The organism is Blastomonas sp. 34TW (genome assembly GCF_059803595.1).
This window is the reverse complement of the sequence record NZ_JAPFGW010000011.1, coordinates 32,709-51,868: the sequence shown is the minus strand read 5'-3', so window position 1 is coordinate 51,868 and position 19,160 is coordinate 32,709. Positions and strand designations below refer to the sequence as shown.

At 66.4% G+C, this 19,160-nt stretch carries 22 protein-coding genes; 12 read left to right on the top strand and 10 right to left on the bottom strand.

Going from position 1 to position 19,160, the window contains the following annotated elements:
- Positions 1-19: 19 nt before the first annotated feature.
- The 10 genes from flgK to flgB form a co-directional block, all read right to left on the bottom strand.
- Positions 20-1,351 (bottom strand): flagellar hook-associated protein FlgK, encoded by a 1,332-nt coding sequence (gene flgK, locus OPU69_RS14550; RefSeq protein ID WP_498511982.1) that lies wholly within the window; start codon positions 1,349-1,351, stop codon positions 20-22.
- Positions 1,348-1,710 carry a rod-binding protein gene (locus tag OPU69_RS14545; protein ID WP_498511980.1) on the bottom strand — a complete coding sequence of 121 codons (363 nt, stop codon included), beginning with the start codon at positions 1,708-1,710 and terminating at the stop codon, positions 1,348-1,350. Before OPU69_RS14545 ends, flgK begins: the two co-directional genes overlap by 4 nt.
- Positions 1,707-2,819, bottom strand: coding sequence for a flagellar basal body P-ring protein FlgI (locus tag OPU69_RS14540; RefSeq protein ID WP_498511978.1), 1,113 nt, complete (start codon positions 2,817-2,819; stop codon positions 1,707-1,709). The genes OPU69_RS14545 and OPU69_RS14540 overlap by 4 nt, the downstream gene beginning before the upstream one ends.
- A gap of 12 nt (positions 2,820-2,831) precedes the next feature.
- Positions 2,832-3,530, bottom strand: coding sequence for a flagellar basal body L-ring protein FlgH (locus tag OPU69_RS14535; RefSeq protein WP_066043920.1), 699 nt, complete (start codon positions 3,528-3,530; stop codon positions 2,832-2,834).
- A gap of 6 nt (positions 3,531-3,536) precedes the next feature.
- Complete coding sequence (flgG, locus tag OPU69_RS14530) at positions 3,537-4,328, bottom strand: flagellar basal-body rod protein FlgG (protein WP_060978906.1); 792 nt, start codon at positions 4,326-4,328, stop codon at positions 3,537-3,539.
- A gap of 25 nt (positions 4,329-4,353) precedes the next feature.
- Positions 4,354-5,097: a flagellar basal body rod protein FlgF gene (locus OPU69_RS14525; RefSeq protein ID WP_060978907.1), complete on the bottom strand. Its 744-nt coding sequence runs from the start codon at positions 5,095-5,097 to the stop codon at positions 4,354-4,356.
- A 49-nt stretch (positions 5,098-5,146) separates the two neighbouring features.
- Positions 5,147-5,977: a flagellar hook-basal body complex protein gene (locus OPU69_RS14520; RefSeq protein ID WP_060978908.1), complete on the bottom strand. Its 831-nt coding sequence runs from the start codon at positions 5,975-5,977 to the stop codon at positions 5,147-5,149.
- A gap of 67 nt (positions 5,978-6,044) precedes the next feature.
- Complete coding sequence (locus tag OPU69_RS14515) at positions 6,045-6,701, bottom strand: flagellar hook assembly protein FlgD (protein WP_060978909.1); 657 nt, start codon at positions 6,699-6,701, stop codon at positions 6,045-6,047.
- Positions 6,698-7,090 carry a flagellar basal body rod protein FlgC gene (flgC, locus tag OPU69_RS14510; RefSeq protein WP_060978910.1) on the bottom strand — a complete coding sequence of 131 codons (393 nt, stop codon included), beginning with the start codon at positions 7,088-7,090 and terminating at the stop codon, positions 6,698-6,700. The genes OPU69_RS14515 and flgC overlap by 4 nt, the downstream gene beginning before the upstream one ends.
- A gap of 15 nt (positions 7,091-7,105) precedes the next feature.
- Complete coding sequence (flgB, locus tag OPU69_RS14505) at positions 7,106-7,456, bottom strand: flagellar basal body rod protein FlgB (protein ID WP_023838682.1); 351 nt, start codon at positions 7,454-7,456, stop codon at positions 7,106-7,108.
- A 241-nt stretch (positions 7,457-7,697) separates the two neighbouring features.
- Between flgB and OPU69_RS14500 the strand changes: the two genes are divergently transcribed.
- The 12 genes from OPU69_RS14500 (at position 7,698) to OPU69_RS14445 (ending at position 19,086) form a co-directional block, all read left to right on the top strand.
- Entirely contained in the window at positions 7,698-8,396 is a 699-nt protein-coding gene (locus OPU69_RS14500; RefSeq protein ID WP_066114756.1) for a MotA/TolQ/ExbB proton channel family protein, read from the top strand.
- A complete protein-coding gene (locus OPU69_RS14495; RefSeq protein WP_498511973.1) occupies positions 8,393-8,878 on the top strand; it encodes a hypothetical protein in 486 nt (161 codons plus the stop codon). Before OPU69_RS14500 ends, OPU69_RS14495 begins: the two co-directional genes overlap by 4 nt.
- Positions 8,879-8,931: 53 nt before the next feature.
- Complete coding sequence (locus tag OPU69_RS14490; RefSeq protein ID WP_067513532.1) at positions 8,932-9,483, top strand: hypothetical protein; 552 nt, start codon at positions 8,932-8,934, stop codon at positions 9,481-9,483.
- Between the two features lie 115 nt (positions 9,484-9,598).
- A complete protein-coding gene (gene flgM, locus OPU69_RS14485) occupies positions 9,599-9,886 on the top strand; it encodes a flagellar biosynthesis anti-sigma factor FlgM (RefSeq protein WP_060978913.1) in 288 nt (95 codons plus the stop codon).
- Positions 9,886-10,194, top strand: a complete 309-nt coding sequence (locus OPU69_RS14480; RefSeq protein ID WP_060978914.1) for a hypothetical protein — start codon at positions 9,886-9,888, stop codon at positions 10,192-10,194. The genes flgM and OPU69_RS14480 overlap by 1 nt, the downstream gene beginning before the upstream one ends.
- A 326-nt stretch (positions 10,195-10,520) precedes the next feature.
- Positions 10,521-11,318, top strand: a complete 798-nt coding sequence (locus tag OPU69_RS14475; RefSeq protein ID WP_060978497.1) for a transglycosylase SLT domain-containing protein — start codon at positions 10,521-10,523, stop codon at positions 11,316-11,318.
- Positions 11,319-11,323: 5 nt separating this feature from the next.
- On the top strand, positions 11,324-13,435 hold the full coding sequence (flhA, locus tag OPU69_RS14470) for a flagellar biosynthesis protein FlhA (RefSeq protein ID WP_060978496.1): 2,112 nt from the start codon (positions 11,324-11,326) through the stop codon (positions 13,433-13,435).
- A 45-nt stretch (positions 13,436-13,480) separates the two neighbouring features.
- Positions 13,481-14,206, top strand: a complete 726-nt coding sequence (locus tag OPU69_RS14465) for a sigma-70 family RNA polymerase sigma factor (RefSeq protein WP_498511969.1) — start codon at positions 13,481-13,483, stop codon at positions 14,204-14,206.
- Positions 14,207-14,322: 116 nt separating this feature from the next.
- Entirely contained in the window at positions 14,323-15,321 is a 999-nt protein-coding gene (gene bchI, locus OPU69_RS14460; protein WP_060978494.1) for a magnesium chelatase ATPase subunit I, read from the top strand.
- Positions 15,318-17,081 carry a magnesium chelatase subunit D gene (locus OPU69_RS14455; RefSeq protein WP_498511967.1) on the top strand — a complete coding sequence of 588 codons (1,764 nt, stop codon included), beginning with the start codon at positions 15,318-15,320 and terminating at the stop codon, positions 17,079-17,081. The genes bchI and OPU69_RS14455 overlap by 4 nt, the downstream gene beginning before the upstream one ends.
- The gene (gene bchO / locus OPU69_RS14450) at positions 17,078-17,971 is read left to right on the top strand and encodes an alpha/beta fold hydrolase BchO (protein WP_060978492.1); all 894 of its coding nucleotides are present in this window, start codon (positions 17,078-17,080) and stop codon (positions 17,969-17,971) included. Before OPU69_RS14455 ends, bchO begins: the two co-directional genes overlap by 4 nt.
- Positions 17,972-17,976: 5 nt before the next feature.
- Complete coding sequence (locus OPU69_RS14445) at positions 17,977-19,086, top strand: methyltransferase (protein ID WP_060978491.1); 1,110 nt, start codon at positions 17,977-17,979, stop codon at positions 19,084-19,086.
- The last annotated feature ends 74 nt before the right edge of the window (positions 19,087-19,160 follow it).

Sequence of the window (19,160 nt, the reverse complement as noted above, 5' to 3'; positions counted from 1 at the left end):
GATGTCGTGCCTTGTCGCGTTAGAAGATATTCAGGATGGATTGCATGGTTTCGCGCGCGACCTGGATCACCCGGGCCGACGCTTCATAGGCCTGTTGCAGCCGGATGAGATCGGCGGCTTCACGGTCGAGATCGACCCCCGACATCGCGTCGCGGCGGCGGCGCGCGCCTTCGTCAAGCGCGGTTGCCGCGTCGGATTCGCTGCGCACCGAGGCGAGATTGGTGGCGAAGCCCGCCATGAAATTGTTCCACTGCGTCTCGACACCCGCCGTGGTGCGCAGGGCGGGCAGCGCCAGCAGATTGCCGTTGGGCGTGCCATCGGCGGCGGCGATCGCGAGCTGATTGATGTCGCGCGTCGTCACCGCGAGCGTCGAGGCATCGCCCGGCATGGTGAGCAGCGGTGCACCCGCCGCCCCGCCCAGCGTGCGTCCCTGGGCCTGCCAGGCGTTGATATCGGTCACCAGCTGCTGCGCCAGCGCGGTCAGATCGTTGAGCCGCCCCTGCGCGGTCGCGCCCGAGCGGCTGAGCCCGGCCAGCGATCCCTCGCTCGGCACCGGCACGGCGACGCCATTGACCTGCAGCGCCAGACTGCCGTCGGCATTGGACGCGGAGGTAACGGTAGCGAAGAAATTCACCCCTGCCAGCTGCTGTCCGCCATAGGTGAGCGTCGCGGTACCATTGGGGGCCAGGCTGATCGTCGCGTTCAGCTTTTCGGAGATCGTCGCCAGCATCGCATCGCGCGCATCGAGCAGGCCGGCATGCGCATCGGTGCCTTCCTTGGTGCGGGTGATGTCGAGGTTGATCTTGTTGAGATTTTCCAGCGCAGCGTTGAGCGTATTGGCTTCCTGCGTCGCAGCCTGGCTGACCTGCTGCGCGGTCAGCGTCATGTTGCTGGCGGTGCGGCGGAAGGCATCGACCACCGCGTCGAGCTCGCTGAGCAGGGTGAGCTTGAGCGAATTGTCGAAGGGTGCTGCCGCCACCTCTTCGGCGCGGCTGAAAAAGGTGTTGAGCCGGCTGCCGACATTCGATCCGGCATTGTCCAGATTGGTTTCGATCCGCTCCATCCAGGTGAGCTGGGTCTCGGCCCGGATGCGTGCGGCACCCGACTGGCGGACCTGCGCCTCGATGAACTCGTCCGATGCGCGCACCGTCTGGGCGACCCGCACGCCGTTGAGGCCGGTCTGCGACAGATAGGCGGGGTTGAGCGCGCTCGAGACGGTGGCATCGCTCATCTGCACGCTGCGGCGGACATAATCCGGGTTCTCGGCATTGGCGATGTTGTGCGACACCGCATCCATCGAGCGCGAGAAGGCGCGCAGGCCCGATCGGCCGATGTTCAGCAGGTTGCTCATGGCTTATCGATCCCGAACTGCTTGAGCACCATGTCGGCGATGCCGAAGCTCTGCTTGCCGGCCATGTCTTCGGCGACGCGCGCGTCCATAAGGTCGCGGAACTGGTCGGTGGCCGAAGAACCGAGCAACGTGTCGCCATCGGTGGCGCTGCGCATCGCACCGATCATCTGGCGCAGGAAGATCGCCTCGAACGATTGTGCCGCCTTGCGCAGCTCGGCCTTTTCGGCCTCGCTCTTGCCGGGCGCGGCCCCCTGCGCGCCGCTGGCGGCGGACGCAGCGGCTTTGGCCTGCTTGTCGAGCGGCAGTGCCGCGCTGGTGCGCGCGAGCGGGAAGGCGGCAGAGGCGGGCATCACGGTCACAGGATCACGAGCTCCGCCTTGAGCGAGCCGGACTGCTTCAGCGCTTCCAGGATCGCGGCGAGATCGCTTGGCGAGGCGCCGATGGCATTGATCGTTTCGACAATCTCGGACAAGTTCGCACCCTTCTTGATTTCGAATGCCGGGTTGGTCTGTTCCTCGATCTCTACCTGGCTGCGCTGTTCGACCGCGGTCTGGCCCTGGCTGAACGGTGCGGGCTGCACGACAGTGGGGGCTTCCTGCACCTTCACCGTCAGCTTGCCATGGCTCACCGCCGCCGGTCCGATCCGTACCGCGCCATTGATAACGACCGTACCGGTGCGCGCGTTAACAATTACTTTCGCGGGCGCCTCGGCCGGGGTCACCGGAATGTTCTCGATTCGGGACATCATCAGCACGCGTTCCTGGGGGGTCACCGGGGCGGCGATCCGCACTGACACGGCATCATTCGCCACCGCCAGCGCATAACCGAACTGGCCGTTGATCGCGTCGGCAACGCGCATCGCCGTTGTCAGGTCGGCATCGTTCAGATTGAACAGCAGATGCGGGCTCTGGTCGAACCCGGTATCCACGGTGCGTTCCACCGTGGCCCCGCCGGCGATGCGGCCGACCGACGGAATGTTGACCACCGTGTTAGAGCCGTCCGCGCCGGTCACGCCCAGTCCGCCCACCGCCAGATTGCCCTGGGCCATGGCATAGATTTGCCCGTCGGCACCCAGCAGCGGCATCATGATCAGCGTTCCGCCGCGCAGCGACTTGGCCTGGCCGATGGCAGAAACGGTCACGTCGAGCCGCTGGCCGGGCTTGGCCATCGGGGGCAGCTCGGCCGTGACCATGACCGCGGCGGCGTTGCGGGTGGCCGGGTTGATGCCCGGCGGCAGCGTCAGGCCGAAGCGATTGGTCACGCCGCGCATGGCCAGCGTGGCATATTGCAGGTTGTCGTCGCCGGTCCCGGGCAGGCCCACCACGATGCCATAGCCGGTCAGCTGGTTGGCGCGCAGGCCCTGGAACGCTCCCAGATCCTTGATGCGCTCGGCCTGGACAGGCTGCGTTGCGGCACACAGCGCCAGCAGCAGCGCGGCGAACATGCGGAAGGTGGAGGCAAGCGTCATGTCAATGGGCCTTCAGAACGGGCTGATGATTTCGAAGAAGCGCTGCAGCCAGCCCTTCTGGCTGGCGCGCGCGATCTCGCCGGTGCCGCCATAGATGATCTGCGCATTGGCGACGCGTGACGACGGGACGACATTCTCTGCGCTGATATCGACGGCGCGAACGATGCCGCTGAAACGGATATGTTCTGCACCCCGGTTGAGGCTGATCAGCTTCTCGCCGCGCACCAGCATGGTGCCATTGGGATAGACCTCGGCGATGGTCGCGGTGATCTGGCCCTGCAGCGAGTTGGACTGCTGCGCCGTGCCGGTGCCCTGGAAGCTGGTATTGCCGCCCGCCGCGACATCGGACGGGTTGAAGAAGCTCAAGGGGCCGGTGGTCGGTGGGGTGAGGCCGATGCTGCCATTGCGTTCGGTATTGGCGCCGTTGGACTTGGCCGCCTGGGTGCGTTCGACCAGCGCGATGGTCAGCACATCGCCCACCATCGCGGCGCGCGCGCCATTGGTCAGCGCCGAATAGCCGTTGCTCGCCTGAAAGATCGCGCCATTGGGCACGGCCGGCGCCGGCTGCGGCATCGACAGGGTCGGCGCATAGTCCGGATCGGGCTGGATCGGCGCTTTCTTCTTCTTGGCCAGAGCAGGGGTTGCCGCGCACAGCGCGACCACCAGAGCTGCGGACAGGCCGTGGCGGAGAGAGGTGCGAAGCATCGTCATCTATCCTCAGCCGACCTGCTGGTTGGCGAACTGCAGCATCTCGTCGGTCGCCTTGATCATCTTGGAATTGACCTCATAGGCGCGCTGGGTCTCGATCATGTCGACCAGCTCTTCGACGATGTTGACGTTCGATCCTTCGAGAACGCCCTGGCGGATCGTGCCGCGGCCTTCGATACCGGCTGCACCGGTCACCGGCGGGCCGCTGGCAGCGGTCTGGGTCAGCAGGTTGTTGCCGATAGACTGCAGGCCTGCCGGATTGACGAAGCTGGCAAGCTCCATCTGACCCAGCTCGCTGGGATCGGTCTGCCCGGCGAGCGTGGCGGAAACCATGCCGTCCGAACCGATGGTGATGCTGGTGACGCCCGGCGGAATCTGGATGTTGGGGACGACCGGCAGGCCTTCCTGCGTGACCAGCAGGCCGTCGGCGGTCTGGGTGAAATTGCCTGCGCGGGTGAAGGCGAAGCTGCCATCGGGCAGCTGCAGCTGGAAATAGCCGTTGCCCTCGATCATCACGTCGAGCGAATTGTTGGTGATCTGGGCCGAACCCTGGGTTTCGATGCGGCTCGTGTTGGCGACCCGCACGCCGGTGCCGACCGAAAGGCCGGTGGCATAGCGGTTCTGTGCATCGGCGCGGGCGCCCGGGGCAATCTGCTGCTGATAGGCCAGCGATTCGAAATTGGCCCGGTCGCGCTTGAAACCGGTGGTGTTCACGTTCGCCAGGTTGTTGGCGATGACGCGCATCTTGGTGTTCTGCGCGTCCAGCCCGGTGCGGGCGACCTGAAGGGCTCCGTTGCTCATCTCATTTCACTCCGTTTCGCTCGGCTCAGCTCGGCATCCGCATGATGGATGCGCCGCCATCGTCCATTTCCTGCGCGGTGGTCAGCATCTTGACCTGGGTTTCCCAGGCGCGGCTGGCCTCGATCATGTCGACCAGCGCCTGGGTCATGTTCACATTCGACCCCTCGAGTGCACCGGTGGTCACCGTTGCGTCGGGATCCTCGGGCAGGGCGCCGTCGTTCGGCACCCTAAACAGGCCGTCCAGGCCCTTCTTGATCTCGCTGCCCTGCGGGCTGACCAGCTTCAGGCGGCCCGCCTCGATCGGCTGGTTGGGATCGCCTCCGGCCGGCACGATCGAGATCGTGCCGTCGGACGCGATGCTGATCTTATCCGCCTGGGGCAGCGTGATCGGGCCGCCCTGGCCGAGCACGGGGAACCCGTCCCCGGTGGTCAGCAGCCCGCTTTCGTTGACCATCAGGTCGCCGCGCCGTGTATAGGCTTCCGCCCCGTCGGCCGCCTGCACGCCGAGCAGCGCATCGCCGTTCATCGCGATGTCGAGCGGCCCGCCGGTCATCTCGACCGTGCCCGCGTTCATGTCCGCGCCGACCACCGCCTCGCTGGTCGAGGCACGGCTCGCCAGGCCTTCGCCCTGCACATAGAGCGCGCGGGCGTTGACGATCTCTGCGCGAAACCCGGTCGTGTCCGCATTCGCCATGTTGTTGGCGATCGCCGTCTGGCGATTCATGATGCCCTGCATGGCTTTCAGGTTGATGTGGATCATCTTGTCCATGTCAGGGCACCTTGGTGTTGCGGATTACGAAAGGGTTAAGCGCGGATCATCAGGTCTGCAGGTTGACGATCGTCTGGGTCAGCGTGTTCGCGGTTTCGAGCGCCTGGGCGTTCGCCTGGAAGTTGCGCTGCGCCGCGATCAGCGAGACCAGCTCTTCGGTCAGGTCGATATTCGCCGCTTCGAGCGTGCCCGAGCGGACCGTGCCGAGCGGGCCGTTGCCGGCCTGGTTGATCAGCGGGGTGCCCGACACGCCGGTCGACTGCCAGTGCGCATCGCCGATCGGGCGAAGGCCTTCGGCGGCGGCAAAGCTCGCCATCGCCACCGCGCCGATGCGCGTCTGGGTGCCGTTTGAGAAGGTGGCGCTGACCACGCCCTCGTCGCTGATCGTGATGTTCGAAAGCACCGCATTGGGATCGGCGGGATCGTTCTGCGGCAGCACGAAGTCGAACAGGTCGGCCTGATTGGTCGAGGTCACGCGGCCATTGGCATCGACGGGCAGCATCTGCACGCGGTTACCGATATTGTCGACCACCTCGCGGTTGACGTTGACGAAGAAATTGCCGTTGCGGGTGAAGCTCTGTGCCTGGCGCGGCGAGGAGCCTTCGACGATGAAGAAGCCGTCGCCCGCGATCGCGAGGTCGAGCGTGCGGTCGGTCGAGTTGAGCGAGCCTTGCGTGAACTGCTGGACGATGCCGGTCAGGCGCACGCCCTGGCCCGCGACCGACTTGGTGCTCTGCGTCGGGGCAGAGGCGAACAGGTCACCGAACGTGGCCTTGCTCTTCTTGAAGCCGGTCGAGCTCGAGTTGGCGATGTTGTTCGAGACGGTGGCGAGGTCCGTCTGCGCTGCCTTGAGGCCGCTGAGCGAGGTGATGAAGGACATTTGGGCTTACTCCTCAGTGAAACTTGGTCGGTGAAAACGGGTCGTTCGGGTTGGTAGGTCGGGCAGGTCAGGCGATGCGTCTGGCGCTGCTGGCGGAGATCGAACCGGCGGGGGTCACCAGCATGGCGTCGGCGCCGGTGCTGCTGGATTCGACCGCCGTCACCGGCAGCCAGGTCGACATGGTGGAAGCGGTGGCACCCTTGATGCGCACCTTGAGCGGGCCGATATTGGCAGGGTTGCCATTGTCGTCCTCACTGACGAGCTGGAACGGGACGCGGCCCGCCTGGAGCGCGCCCATTTCCTGCGTGTGGACGACATTGCCCGCGCCATCGAGCCATTCGAGCGAGACGTTGCTCGCCGGATTGGCGAGGTTGAACTCGCCCGAATAGCGGCCCTGCGCATCGGCATAGGCCGTGTCGCCATCCTGCAGCACCGATCGGCCGATGAAATTGGCGGCTTCGGCAAGGCGCGAGGTACCGAACGATGCCGCCATCGACTTGAGCGATGTGTTCATTTCGGAGATGCCGGCAACCTGGCTGAATTGCGCCATCTGCGCGACCATGTCCTTGTTCTCGACCGGATTGAACGGATCCTGAAACTTCAGCTGCGCGGTCATGAGTTCGAGAAACGCGGTCTGATCCAGCGATTCCTTGGTGTTGTTGCTCGGAATGCTGTCGGTCTTCTTCTGAAGGCTCGACACGAAATCATTGGTGATCGTCGTCATTTGCCCATCCTCACGGTATCGAGGATCAGCGACTTGGCGGTCTGCATCACCTGCACGTTGTTCTGATATTGCCGGGCTGTCTCGAGCATATCGATCAGCTCGGCGGTCTCATCGACGCCCGCATCCCAGACATAGCCCTCGTCATCGGCGAGCGGATTGGTGGGATCGTGTCGCTTGACCGGCTTGATGTCCGACTGGATGACCTTTTCAACCTGCACGGTGGCGACGCCGGGGCGTTCCTCGATGGTCTTGAACACCGGCTTGATCGCGCGATAGGCCTCTTTCTCGCTCGCATAGGTGGTGCGGGCATTGGCCAGGTTCGACGCGGTGGTGTTCATCCGCGACAACTGGGCCGACATGGCGCGGCCCGAAATGTCGAAGATGCTCATGGGACCGGGCACGGCTTATTCTCCCTTGATCGCGCGGGTCAGCGTCGCGACGCGGCCCTCGAGGAAGGAAAGCGTGGTCGAATAGCCGATGGCATTTTCGGCAAACAGCGTCTGCTCGGTCGAAAGCTCGACGGTATTGCCGTCCATCGAGGGCTGGAGCGGAATGCGATAGCCCGCATTCTCGCCCAGCGCCGCATCCAGCGTATCGCCGCTCTGCACGCGCTGCATGGCCTTGTCGAAGTCCAGGTCGCGCGCCTTGTATCCGGGCGTGCCGGCATTGGCGATGTTCGATGCCAGCATCGACAGCCGCTGCGATCGCAGCTGCAGCGCCGTGCCGTGCATTCCGAAAAGCCTGTCTGCCCCCATGGGACCATTCCTCTTAAACTGTGGCTGCATCTGCCGTCCTAAGCGATGGACGGAATGCGTCGCCCAAGGGAGAAGCAAAGCCTGTGCCAATTGATGGAAATACCCGAAATCCGCGGCTTTGGACGGGGTGGCCCCAGGTCATGCGTCAACGATCCGTGGAGCGGGTGGCAATTATCTGCCAGTCCGGCGGCAATTTTCTGCCGCTGTGCCGGGGGCAATCGGGGGTTTGAACGGATACGCGATGTCGATTGCCGCCTTTATCGATCCCGCCGCGCTGCTGGGCGTGGTGGGCACCAGCTTTGCCGTCGCCTGGGCGCAGAACGGTACGGCCGCCGCGTTGAGCGGCTTTTCCGCGCTGCGCCGCGAATTGTGGCTGAAGGTTCAGGAGCAGGCCGATGACGGCTATCGCGCGGTCCTGCGCATCGAGCATATGGTCGAAAGCCGCGGCATCAGCTGCGCCGACCGGGTGAAGTCGGGCGGAGCGTTCGTGTCCGCCGCCGCCGATGCCATGGCCAACCACCGTTCGCTCGACGGATTCCAGGCCGCGATCGTCCGGCTGGCGGCGCAGCGCCGCGCGCGCCTGACCGCGATGGTGCGCTTCTGGGAGAATGTCGCCGATTGTGCGCCCGCCATGGGGATGCTGGGTACCGTGATCGGCCTGATCCTGCTGTTCGGCAATGTCAGCGATGCCGCTTCGATCGGCCGAGCGATGGCGGTTGCGTTGCTGACCACCCTTTATGGGCTGGTGCTGGCGAACGTGATTGCGGGGCCGATCGCGCAGCGTCTGGCGCGTATCGCGGGCGAGCAGATCCACTGGGAAGAGGATGCCGCACGGCGCCTGGTCGATATCGGACGGCGCGAATATGCCGACATTGCCGCTGCACAGAAACGCAAGGAAGAGGCAGAGGCGCAGCCGCCGCGCCCGGTGGAACATATATGACGCCGGCGCAGCGGACTACATTGTCGTTTCTGGACCTCGCGCTGATCATGACCGGCGTGATGGCGATGATCGCCAGCGTCGGCGATCGCCATCCCGCCGTGGCCGACGCGTTTTCCGAAAGCTTCGGCCAAGACAAGGTCGCACGCGCGCAGCAGGTGCGGTTGAAGCTGACCGCCCTTTTCGAACCGCAGGAGGCACGGCTGACGGCAAGGGGCAGGCAGTCGGTTGCCGCGCTTGGCGGCAAGAATCGGCAGGCGGAATTCGCCATTGCCGTTCCCGTGGTGGCGTCCAAGCGCAGCTCGCGGCTCGATCGCTGGGAACTTGCAGCGGCGCGGACGGCGGCGATCATGCGTGTGCTGGCAGAACAGGGCGTCGGCGATGGCGCGATGCTGCCCGACCTGGCGCGACCCGGCGAGGGTCAGGCGGCAGCGGACGGAACCGTGCTGATCACGATCCGCGCCCGCGAAACGGCCGGGCGCTAAGTTTCTGGCACGGACCTTGCTATGATCGGGGCACAGTCATCAAAGGACCGTTCATGCCCGTTCGCAAATCATTTCTGGCGCTTGGCCTTGCCGCGCCCCTGCTGGCATCCTCGGCGAGCGTCCAGGCCCAGGCGCAAGCCATTCAGGATCTGAGCGAGATCGACGTGCTGGTCGCAGCGACCATGGGCGCTGGCATCGGCGAGCCTGGCGGCGCGCGCGCGCCGGTGGATCGTCGGCTCAAGCTCAAGGCCTGCCCGGTTGCGCTGGAGGTCACCGGACCCGATCTGGGTGCTGCCGCCGTGCGCTGCCCCGCGCTCGGCTGGCGCATCCGCGTGCCGCTCGATCTGGCCGCCGAGCGCGAGCAGGCCGTCGCCCCGCGTCCGGGTCAGGCCAGGGCGTTGGCAGGGCAGGGCGCCGAGGCCGTCAAGCGCGGCGAGCCGATCCTGCTCACCGTCGACCGGCCGATGTTCTCGCTCTCGCGCGTGATGATCGCCGACAAGGACGGACGCGTGGGCGAGGTCATTCCGGTGCGCGACGATCCCAGGGGCAAGCCCATATTCGTCCGCATCGTCGAGCCGGGCCGGGCCACGATCCTCAGTAACTGAGCCGTTTACCAGCGCGAGCAAGATCGCGTTAACCCTTTGTCAAAAAATCGCCTTAAGCAACCGCTGCCAAGGCCGTTAAAGGACGTAAGTCATGCTAGAACGAGGTCTTTACACCATGTCCCGCATTAATGCCTATGGCAGCCCGATCGTCGGTGCGACCCGCAAGGGCGGCAGCACCGAAAAGACCGTTGGCGCGAGCGCGGCCACGGCTGCGACCGACAATACCCTGCGTGAAGCGGTGTCGGTGAGCAGCTTCCTGCAGACCGCATCGGCCTCTGCGCCGATCGACGAGGGCCGCGTCGCCGCGATCCGCGATGCGCTGGCCAATGGCAGCTATGTCATCGACGCGGAAAAGCTTGCCGCCAAGATGATCGAACTCGACCTCGGCGCATCGCTCAACTGATGCAGGGCGAACTGCTTGAGCGCTTTGCGGACACGCAAACCGCGCTGATCGCCGCGCTGGACGCCGGAGACACCGAAGCCATGATCGCGCACACCCGCGATCTGGGCGGGATCACCGATGCCCTGCGCACCCAGGGTGTGCTGCGCGCCGATGCCAGCACCCGCAGCCAGCTCGAAACGCTGATGAAGTATAACGCCGCCGCCGCGCAGCGCCTGCGCTTCTTGCGCGACCATGTCGAGCGCCGCGTCGCCGCGATCCAGGGCGAACAGACGGTCGTGACCTATGGAGGCCGCCCGGCCCGCCGCTGAATTTCTCCCCGAAAGACCTCAATTCGGCCCTTCGTCCCCTGCGGACGGAGGGCTTTTTGTTTGTCCGATTCCCGAGAGCCTCCCCCTTGATGGGGGAGGCAGCGAAGACTTGGCAGCTTGCTGCCTAGGTCGCAGCGGTGGGGGTGAGGGTTGCGTTAGGGCTCCGGGCTTGCGTCGATTCACCCCAAGGCTGCATCCGGCACCCTCACCCCCACCCAACCCTCCCCCCTCAAGAGGGATGGCCATTATCCGGTAGGCCGCAGCAACATCCCCAAATTGGCACAGCTTTTGCTGTGTAGGCTCCCAGTAACCTTTGGAGAGCCGTTTTGTCCTCGTATCTTGGCAGTGTCAGCAATGCAGGAGATCGCGTCACCCGCGCGATTGCCGCGTCTGCGCAGCGCACGGGCGTGGATTTCGACTATCTGATGGGCCAGGCGCGGATCGAAAGCGGGCTCAACCCCAATGCCAAGGCCGGCACCTCGTCGGCGACCGGCCTGTACCAGTTCATCGACCAGAGCTGGCTCGGCGTGGTCGAGAAGCACGGGTACAAGCATGGGCTGGACTGGGCCGCCAACGCCATCCAGCGCGATGGGCGCGGCCGCTACCGTGTCGACGATCCGCAGACCCGCCAGTCGATCCTCGCGCTCCGTAAAAACCCCGAAATAGCCGCGCTGATGGCGGGCGAATTCGCGTCCGACAACCGCCAGTATCTCGAATCCTCGCTCGGCCGCAGCGCCGCGCCGGTGGACCTGTATCTCGCGCATTTCCTGGGTCCGGAAGGCGCCCGCCAGTTCCTCGCCGCGCATGACGCGAACCCTGATGCGGCAGCAGCGCCGATGTTCGCGCGCGCCGCCGGGGCCAACCGTTCGATCTTCTACGACCGCTCGGGAAGCCCTCGCAGCTTTGCCGAGATCCGCACCCGCTTTGCCGACAAGCTCGGCGGCGCGGCGGCAATGGGCGGCAGCCGGTTGCCGCGCGAGGGCAATGATCTGCCGCAGGTCCAGCCTGCCGATTACGTCCGGCTCGCCAGCGCGCGCGCCGCCCGACCCGAAATGACCGCCAGCATCGGCGGAAACGACAATGCGCGGCTGGCTTACATGCTGCTCGCCGCGATGGGAGCCTGATCAGAATGAATCCTGCGTCCAGCAAGCTCGGCCAATTCCTCGCGATGTCGCGCGGCTCGATCCTGCCGCTCGCCACCCTGTTGCTGGTGGTGTTCCTGGTGCTGCCCGTTCCCGCGCTGGTGCTCGACATCGGCTTCATCTTCAACATCATGATCAGCCTGGCCGTGCTGATGGTGGCGCTCAATGTCACCAAGCCGCTCGACTTTTCCAGCTTCCCCACCGTGCTGCTGTTCGCGACCCTGCTGCGCTTGGGCCTCAACGTCGCCTCGACCCGCGTCGTGCTGGTGCACGGGCATGAGGGTGGGGCTGCTGCCGGTCACGTCATCGAGGCGTTCGGCAGCCTGCTGATCGGCGGCGACTATGTCGTCGGCATCTTCGTCTTCGCCATCCTGATGATCATCAATCTGGTCGTCATCACCAAGGGCGCGGGCCGCGTGTCCGAAGTGTCGGCGCGCTTCACCCTCGATGCGATGCCCGGCAAGCAGATGGCGATCGATGCCGACCTGAACGCCGGCCTGATGACGCCCGAGGAAGCCAAGGCCCGCCGCGCAGAAGTGGCGACCGAGGCGGACTTCTACGGGTCGATGGACGGTGCGTCCAAGTTCGTGAAGGGCGATGCGGTCGCAGGCGTGCTGATCCTGGTGGTCAACATCGTCGGCGGCATCATCCTGGGCATGGCGAGCCATGGCCTGGGCATTGCCGAAGCCGCCTCCAACTATACCATGCTGGCGATCGGCGACGCGCTGGTCGCGCAGGTGCCCGCGCTGCTGCTGTCGATCGCCGCCGCGTCGATCGTCACCCGCGTCAACTCGGCGCAGGACCTTCCCGGCCAGATCTCGGGCCAGTTCGCCATCGCCAAGGCCTGGACGCCGGTCGCGGTGATCCTGGGCATCATGGGCGTGCTGCCCGGCATGCCGCATCTCATCATCCTGCCCGCTGCCGCCGCTGCCGGGTTTATCGCATGGAAGCTGTCGCGTCCCAAGCCGCCGGTGGTCGAGGCTGTTGCCCCCGCTGCGCCCGAAAACCCCAATGCCATCGAATGGGAAGACGTGTCCGATGGCGCGATGCTGGGCATCGATGTCGGCTTCGGCCTGGTGCCGCTGGTCGACGAGCGCCGCGACGCGCCGCTGATGCGCCGCGTCACCGGTATCCGCAAGCAGATCTCGAAGGAACTCGGCTTCGTCATCCCGCTCGTTCGCATCAAGGACGACATGGCGCTGCCCGCCAACAGCTATCGCATCACTATCGGCGGCACGATCGTCGCCGAGGACGAGATCTGGCCCGACGATCTGCTCGCGCTCGACAGCGGCGACATCGACACGCCGATCGAAGGCCGCGCCTGCAAGGACCCGACCTTCGGCATGGATGCGGTTTGGATCAGCGCCGACAAGCGCGCCGAGGCGATCGTTGCGGGCTATACCGTGGTCGATGCCGCCACCGTCATGGCGACGCATCTCAACCAGATGGTCCGCCTCAATGCCGCGCAGCTGTTCGGCATGGACGAGACCAAGAAGCTGCTCGAGACGCTCAAGGAAAACTCGCCCCAGCTGGTCGAGGGCCTCACGCCCCAGCCGCTGTCGCTGTTCACCATCTCCGCCGTCTGCCGCGAGCTGCTGCGCGAAGGCGTGCCGCTCAAGGACTTCCGCCGCATCTGTTCGGCGATGGTCGAGGCCGCCGCCGAAGGCACCACCGTGGCGCAGATCGTCGAGGGCGTGCGCCAGCGGATAGGGTCGATCATCATCCAGTCGCTGGTGCCGGTGAACCTGCCGCTGCCGGTGGTCACGCTCGATGCCGAGCTCGAGACGCTGCTCGCCCAGTCGCTGCGCGTCGCCGGCGATGCCGCCTTCCCGATCGAACCCGGGCTGGCGCAGCGCATTCTGGGTGCGATCGAACAGGCGGCGCGTCCGCTGATGCTGGAGCAGCGCAACTATGCGCTGGTCACCTCGCCCCAGGCGCGCAAGCCGCTCGCCGACCTGCTGCGCCCGCGCTTCCCCGATACGCCGGTGCTCTCGTTCCGCGAACTGCCCGACGACAAGCCGGTCGAGGTGGTCGCCACCGTTGGCGGGCAGGCGGGCTACCGCACGCCCCAGGCCGAACATTCCTTCTCGCGCGGCTGATGCAGACGCCGCACCCGAACATTCTCATGAAGCTGGACACCTGACATGCAGCATCTTCCCATCGAGACGATCACCTACGGCCGCAAGCCCGCTGCTGTGCCGCCCGGCAAGCTGATCGAGGCGCATCTGCCGCTGGTCCGCAAGCTCGCCTGGCACGTGCGCGGCATGGCGCCGGGGGTGATAGAGATCGAGGATCTGGTCCAGATCGGCATGGTCGCGCTGGTCGAGGCGGCAAACAATTACGAGGATCGCGGGCACGGCTTTGCCACCTATGCCAGCATGCGCATCCGTGGTTCGCTGATCGACCATCTGCGCGCCAACAGCAACATGTGCCGGTCGGCGATGGACTTCCGCAAGCAGCTGCGCCGGGCGAGCGAGAAGCTGGTGCGCGAACTCGGCCGCAACCCGACCGAAGCCGAGCTGGCCGCCGCGATGGGGATGGACGCTGCCGAGTTCCGCATGCGCTCGGATGCGGCGCAGGATGTGAAGTTCGAATCGATGGACGAGGTCTATTCCGAACACTCGATGTGGTTCGCCGACAGCGAGGATTCGGCCGAGACGCGGATGGAGGCGGACAATCTCAAGCAGCTGCTAAACGCCAGCATCGGCACGCTCAAGGAGCGCGAGCAGCTGATCCTGCAGCTGCATTATATCGAGGAGATGAACCTCGACGAGATCGGCCTAGTGCTCGGCATCACCGCGGCGCGCGTCTGCCAGATCAAGAAATCGGCGCTGGAGACGCTGCGCAAGCGGCTCGCCAGCTCGCGCTGACATCCTCTTCAATCCTCCCCCAGCAAGCTGGGGGAGGATTTCATTCTGGCAGCAACCGTCAACCCAGCCTGACACTTTGCTTGTGATGGCCGTCCGATGTGTTAGACATGGGCGCTATGGCCTTTCCCTTTTCTGCCATCGTCGGCCAGGACGAAATGAAGCGTGCCTTGCTGATCAGCGCGGTCGATCCGCGCATTGGCGGGGTGATGGTGTTCGGCGATCGCGGCACGGGCAAGTCCACCGCCGCGCGTGCGCTGTCCGCGCTGCTGCCGCCGATGCTGGCGATTGCCGGTTGCCGCTATAATTGTGCGCCCGAAGAGGCGGATCGCTGCCCCGATCAATGCGGGAGCCGCAAGACCGCCAAGGTACCGGTGCCGTTCGTCGATCTGCCGCTGGGTGCGACCGAGGACCGGGTGCTCGGCGCGCTCGACCTCGAACGCGCATTGGGGCGCGGCGAAAAGGCATTCGAGCCGGGACTGCTCGCGCGCGCACATCGCGGGTACCTCTATATCGACGAGATCAACCTGCTCGAGGATCATCTGGTCGACCTGCTGCTCGATGTTTCGCAATCAGGAGAGAATCTGGTCGAGCGCGAGGGGCTGTCGGTGCGCCATCCGGCCAAGTTCGTGCTGATCGGCAGTGGCAACCCGGAAGAGGGCGAACTTCGCCCGCAATTGCTCGATCGCTTCGGCCTGTCGGTCGAGGTGAAGACCCCGCAGGATATCGAACAGCGCATCGAGATCATGCGCCGCTGCGACGCGCAGGAGCGCGATGCCGCCGCATTCGCCGCCGACTGGGCCGAGGCGGACGCGAAGATCGTCAAGCGCATCGCCAGGGGCAAGAAGGCTTTGCCCAAGGTCGCGATGCCCGATGCGACGCTCGAGGATGCGGCCAGCCTGTGCATCGCGGTGGGGGCGGATGGCTTGCGCGGTGAGCTCACGCTGATGCGCGCCGCGCGGGCCTATGCCGCGCTCGAAGGCGCGAAATCGGCCGAGCGCAAGCATCTGCGCGCGATCGCGCCGATGGCGCTGCGCCATCGTCTCCGCCGCGACGTGCTCGACGAGACGGGATCGACCGCGCGCATCGACCGGGCGCTGACCGAGCTTTTCGGATGACCGACACGCTGATGGCGGCCCGGCTGCTGGCCGCTGCGCCCGCCCGGCTGGGCGGCATCTGGCTGCGCGGGGCAGGGCCCGAGCGCGAGGCGGCGCTGGCGCTGCTGATGGCCGCGTTCGAGGGGCGCGCCGTGCGCCGCGTTCCCGTGCATATCGACGAGGAGCGGCTGTGCGGCGGGCTCGATGTCGCGGCCTCGCTGGCTTGCGGGCAACGGGTCGAGCAGACGGGGTTGCTGCAGGAGGCAGCGGGCGGTCTGCTGGTCGTGCCGATGGCCGAGCGGATGTCGGCGCTGGTCGCGGGGCGGATCGCGCAGGCGATGGATGCCGGTGCAGGGTTCGCGCTGGTGCTGATCGATGACGGCGGCGAGGACGAGGCACCGCCCGTCGCGCTGACCGAGCGGGTGGCGTTCTGGTGCGAGGGGGTGACTGCCCAGAACGTTACAGACGCTGAAAATCTCCCTATGTCCCGAGCCCCTCGGCTGGCTGGCAAGCCAGCCGAAGGGGATGAACTTTCCGGCCACACCGGGAAGTCGAGGGACGTGATCGGAAACGGTGGTGCAAGGTCCCTCGACACGTTCGGGACAAACGGAGGAGGGGCGGTCGTTGCAAGCCTCGCCAATCTCTCCCTTGCCCTGGGCGTCGATTCTGCACGCGCGCTTCTGTTCGCGCAGACCGCGACGCGCCTGCACGCCGAATGGCACGCGCGCGATCCCGGCGACGAAGACCTCGCCTTCACTGCGCGGACGATCCTCGGCCCCCGCGCCACGCGCATTCCGCAGCAGGCGGATGATCAACCGCCTCCACCGCCTGAAGCCGAAGACGAACCGCCACCGGGCGATGCGGAATCCGAGCAGGAACAACACGATCCCGATGTGCTCGACGATCTGGTCCTCGCCGCCGCGCTCGCCTCGATCCCCAAGGATGTGCTGGCGCGGATCGGCGAGGGGCGGAGTGCCCGGCGCGCGACCGGGACAGGCGGGGCAGGGCGCAAACGCGCCTCGCAGCTGCGGGGAAGGCCGCTTGGCGCGCGCCCCGGCCTGCCGCGCGGCGGCGCACGACTGGCGCTGATCGATACCTTGCGTGCGGCGGTGCCGTGGCAGGAAATCCGCCGCCAGCAGGAGGCGGCCGACGCGCCGAAGCGCCTGCGCATCCGCAAGGGTGATCTGCGCATCCGCCGCTTCGAGGAGCGCGCCGAGGCGCTGACCATCTTCGCGGTCGATGCCTCGGGCTCGTCGGCGCTGGCGCGGCTCGCCGAGGCCAAGGGTGCGGTCGAGCTGATGCTGGCGCAAAGCTATGTGAAACGCGCGCAGGTCGCGCTGATCGCCTTCCGGGGCACCGGCGCCGAGCTGCTGCTGCCGCCGACGCGCTCGCTAACGCGCGCCAAGAAGGTGCTGGGCGAGCTGCCCGGAGGTGGCGGCACGCCGCTGGCGCTCGGGCTGGCCGCAGCTTCGGAGCTTGCCGAGACCCAGGCCGCGCGCGGGCGCACACCGTTTGTGGCTCTGCTCACCGACGGCAAGGGCAATATCGACCGGCAGGGCCAGCCGGGCCGCGCGCAAGCGGGCGAAGATGCGCTCGCCGCCGCGCGCCGTTTTGCGCAAGCTGGCACGCAGGCCGTGGTCATCGATATCTCCGCCCGGCCCCAGCCCGAGGCGGCGGCGATTGCAGCCGCGATGCGCGCGCGCTATCTGGCGCTGCCGCGCGCCGATGCGCGGGGGGTAGAGCAGGCGGTCAGCGCGCTGCAGTTCGGGAAAGCATCATGAGTTCGGTTCGCTGGGAGGTCGAGGGGCAGGACTGGCCCAATCGCGAAGTTAGCCGTTTCGTGCGCACCGCGATGCTCGACTGGCACGTCCAGATTGCCGGGCCCGAGGGCGCGCCGGTGCTGTTGCTCGTCCATGGCACGGGCGCGGCGACGCACAGCTGGCGCGACCTGCTGCCGCTGCTGGCGAAGCATTATCTCGTGATCGCGCCCGACATGCCGGGTCATGGCTTCACGCGCGGTCGGATTTCGGGCGGGCAGAGCCTGCCGGGCATGGCGAAGGCGCTGGGCGAGCTGCTGACCAAGCTGGGCCATCCCGCACCGGCGGTGATCGTCGGCCATTCGGCGGGGGCGGCCATCGGCGCGCGGCTGGCGATGGACGCGCGCTGGGATGCAACGCTGATCGGCCTGACACCGGCGCTGATGCCGTTTCCGGGGCTGGCCGCGCGGCTGTTCCCGGCGCTGGCGCGGATGCTGTTCGTCAACCCGTTCACCGCGATGATCTTTGCCCAGATGGCGAGCAGCCGGGGCGAGGTCGCCCGGTTCCTCAAGAAATCGACCGGATCGCGAATCGACGATCTTGGCGTCGATCTCTACCACCGGCTGTTCCGCACCTCGGACCATTGCGCCGGCGCGATCGGCATGATGGCGAACTGGGACCTCGATACGCTCTCGGCCAGCCTGCCCGGACTGACGGGGCGCACGTTGCTGATCCATGGCGGGCGCGATGCGATGGTGCCCGCCGATTCGGTCGAGCGCGCGGGCCATCTGATCCCCGGTGCCGAACTCGCCGTGATTCCCGATCTGGGACATCTGGCGCATGAAGAAGCGCCCGATCGCATCGCCGAGATGATCCTGGCCTTTGCCGCAACCAGCCCTGCCGTGGCGGCCTGACCAGCATGGCGGGGTTGAAGCAGCGCTGGGTCGGCTGGCGCAACAAGGTGATCGGCAATCCCGCCTTCCAGTCCTGGGCATCGCGCTCGATTTTTGCGCGCGGCATATCGCGGGTGCGGGCGCGGCGGCTTTTCGACATCATCGCCGGGTTCACCTATTCGCAGACGCTCTATGCCTGTGTCGAAGGCGGCATCGTGGCGCGCCTGGAACAGGGCGCGGCAAGCTCGGCGGAATTGGGCGCGCTCGCGCGGCTCGGCGAGGATGCGACCTACCGGCTGCTGCGCGCAGCGGCGGCGCTGGGCGTGATCGAAAGCGTCGGCGACGATCTGTGGATGCTCGGCGAACAGGGCGTCGCGCTCACCGGAAATCCCGGGGCGATCGCGATGATCCGGCACCATCACCTGCTCTATGCCGATCTGGCCGATCCCCTGTCATTGCTGCGGGGCGAACGCAGCGAGCCCGGCGCGCTCGCAGGCTATTGGCCCTATGCGCTGGGCGATGGCAGCGAGGGCGAGAACCAGGCAGCGGTCTCGCCCTATTCGCAATTGATGGCGGCATCGCAGCCGATGGTTGCCGATCAGGTGGTGCACGCCTGGCGCTTCGGCCAGCACCGGCGGATGCTCGATGTCGGCGGCGGCGCGGGCGCGTTCATCGCGGCAGTGGCGAAAGCCGCACCGGCGCTCGAATTTGGCCTGTTCGACCTTCCCGCCGTCACCGCGATCGGCGCGCGGCAACTGGGCGAGGCGGGCGTGCGCGTGACCCCGCATCCCGGCGATTTCCGCAATGACCCGATCCCCGCCGGCTATGATCTGATCACGCTGATCCGCATCCTGCATGATCATGACGACGATCTGGCGCAGAGCGTGCTGGTAAAGATACGGGCCTCAATGACCCCTGGCGATACGCTGCTGATCGCCGAGCCGATGGCGGGAACGCCCGGCGCCGAGGCGATGGCGGATGCCTATTTCGGCTTCTACCTGCTCGCCATGGGCTCGGGCCGCGCGCGCACCCCGCAGGAAATCGGGGCGATGCTGGATAAGGCAGGCTTTGCCCGCTGGACCGAACGCCGCACGGGCCTGCCCATCGTCACCCGCGTGATTGCCGCTACGGCCTGACATTCCGCTCATCGCAAGCCACCCGCTTTCCGTCGCGGAACTAATGCGTCTGAATCTGTAAACCTAGATTGACA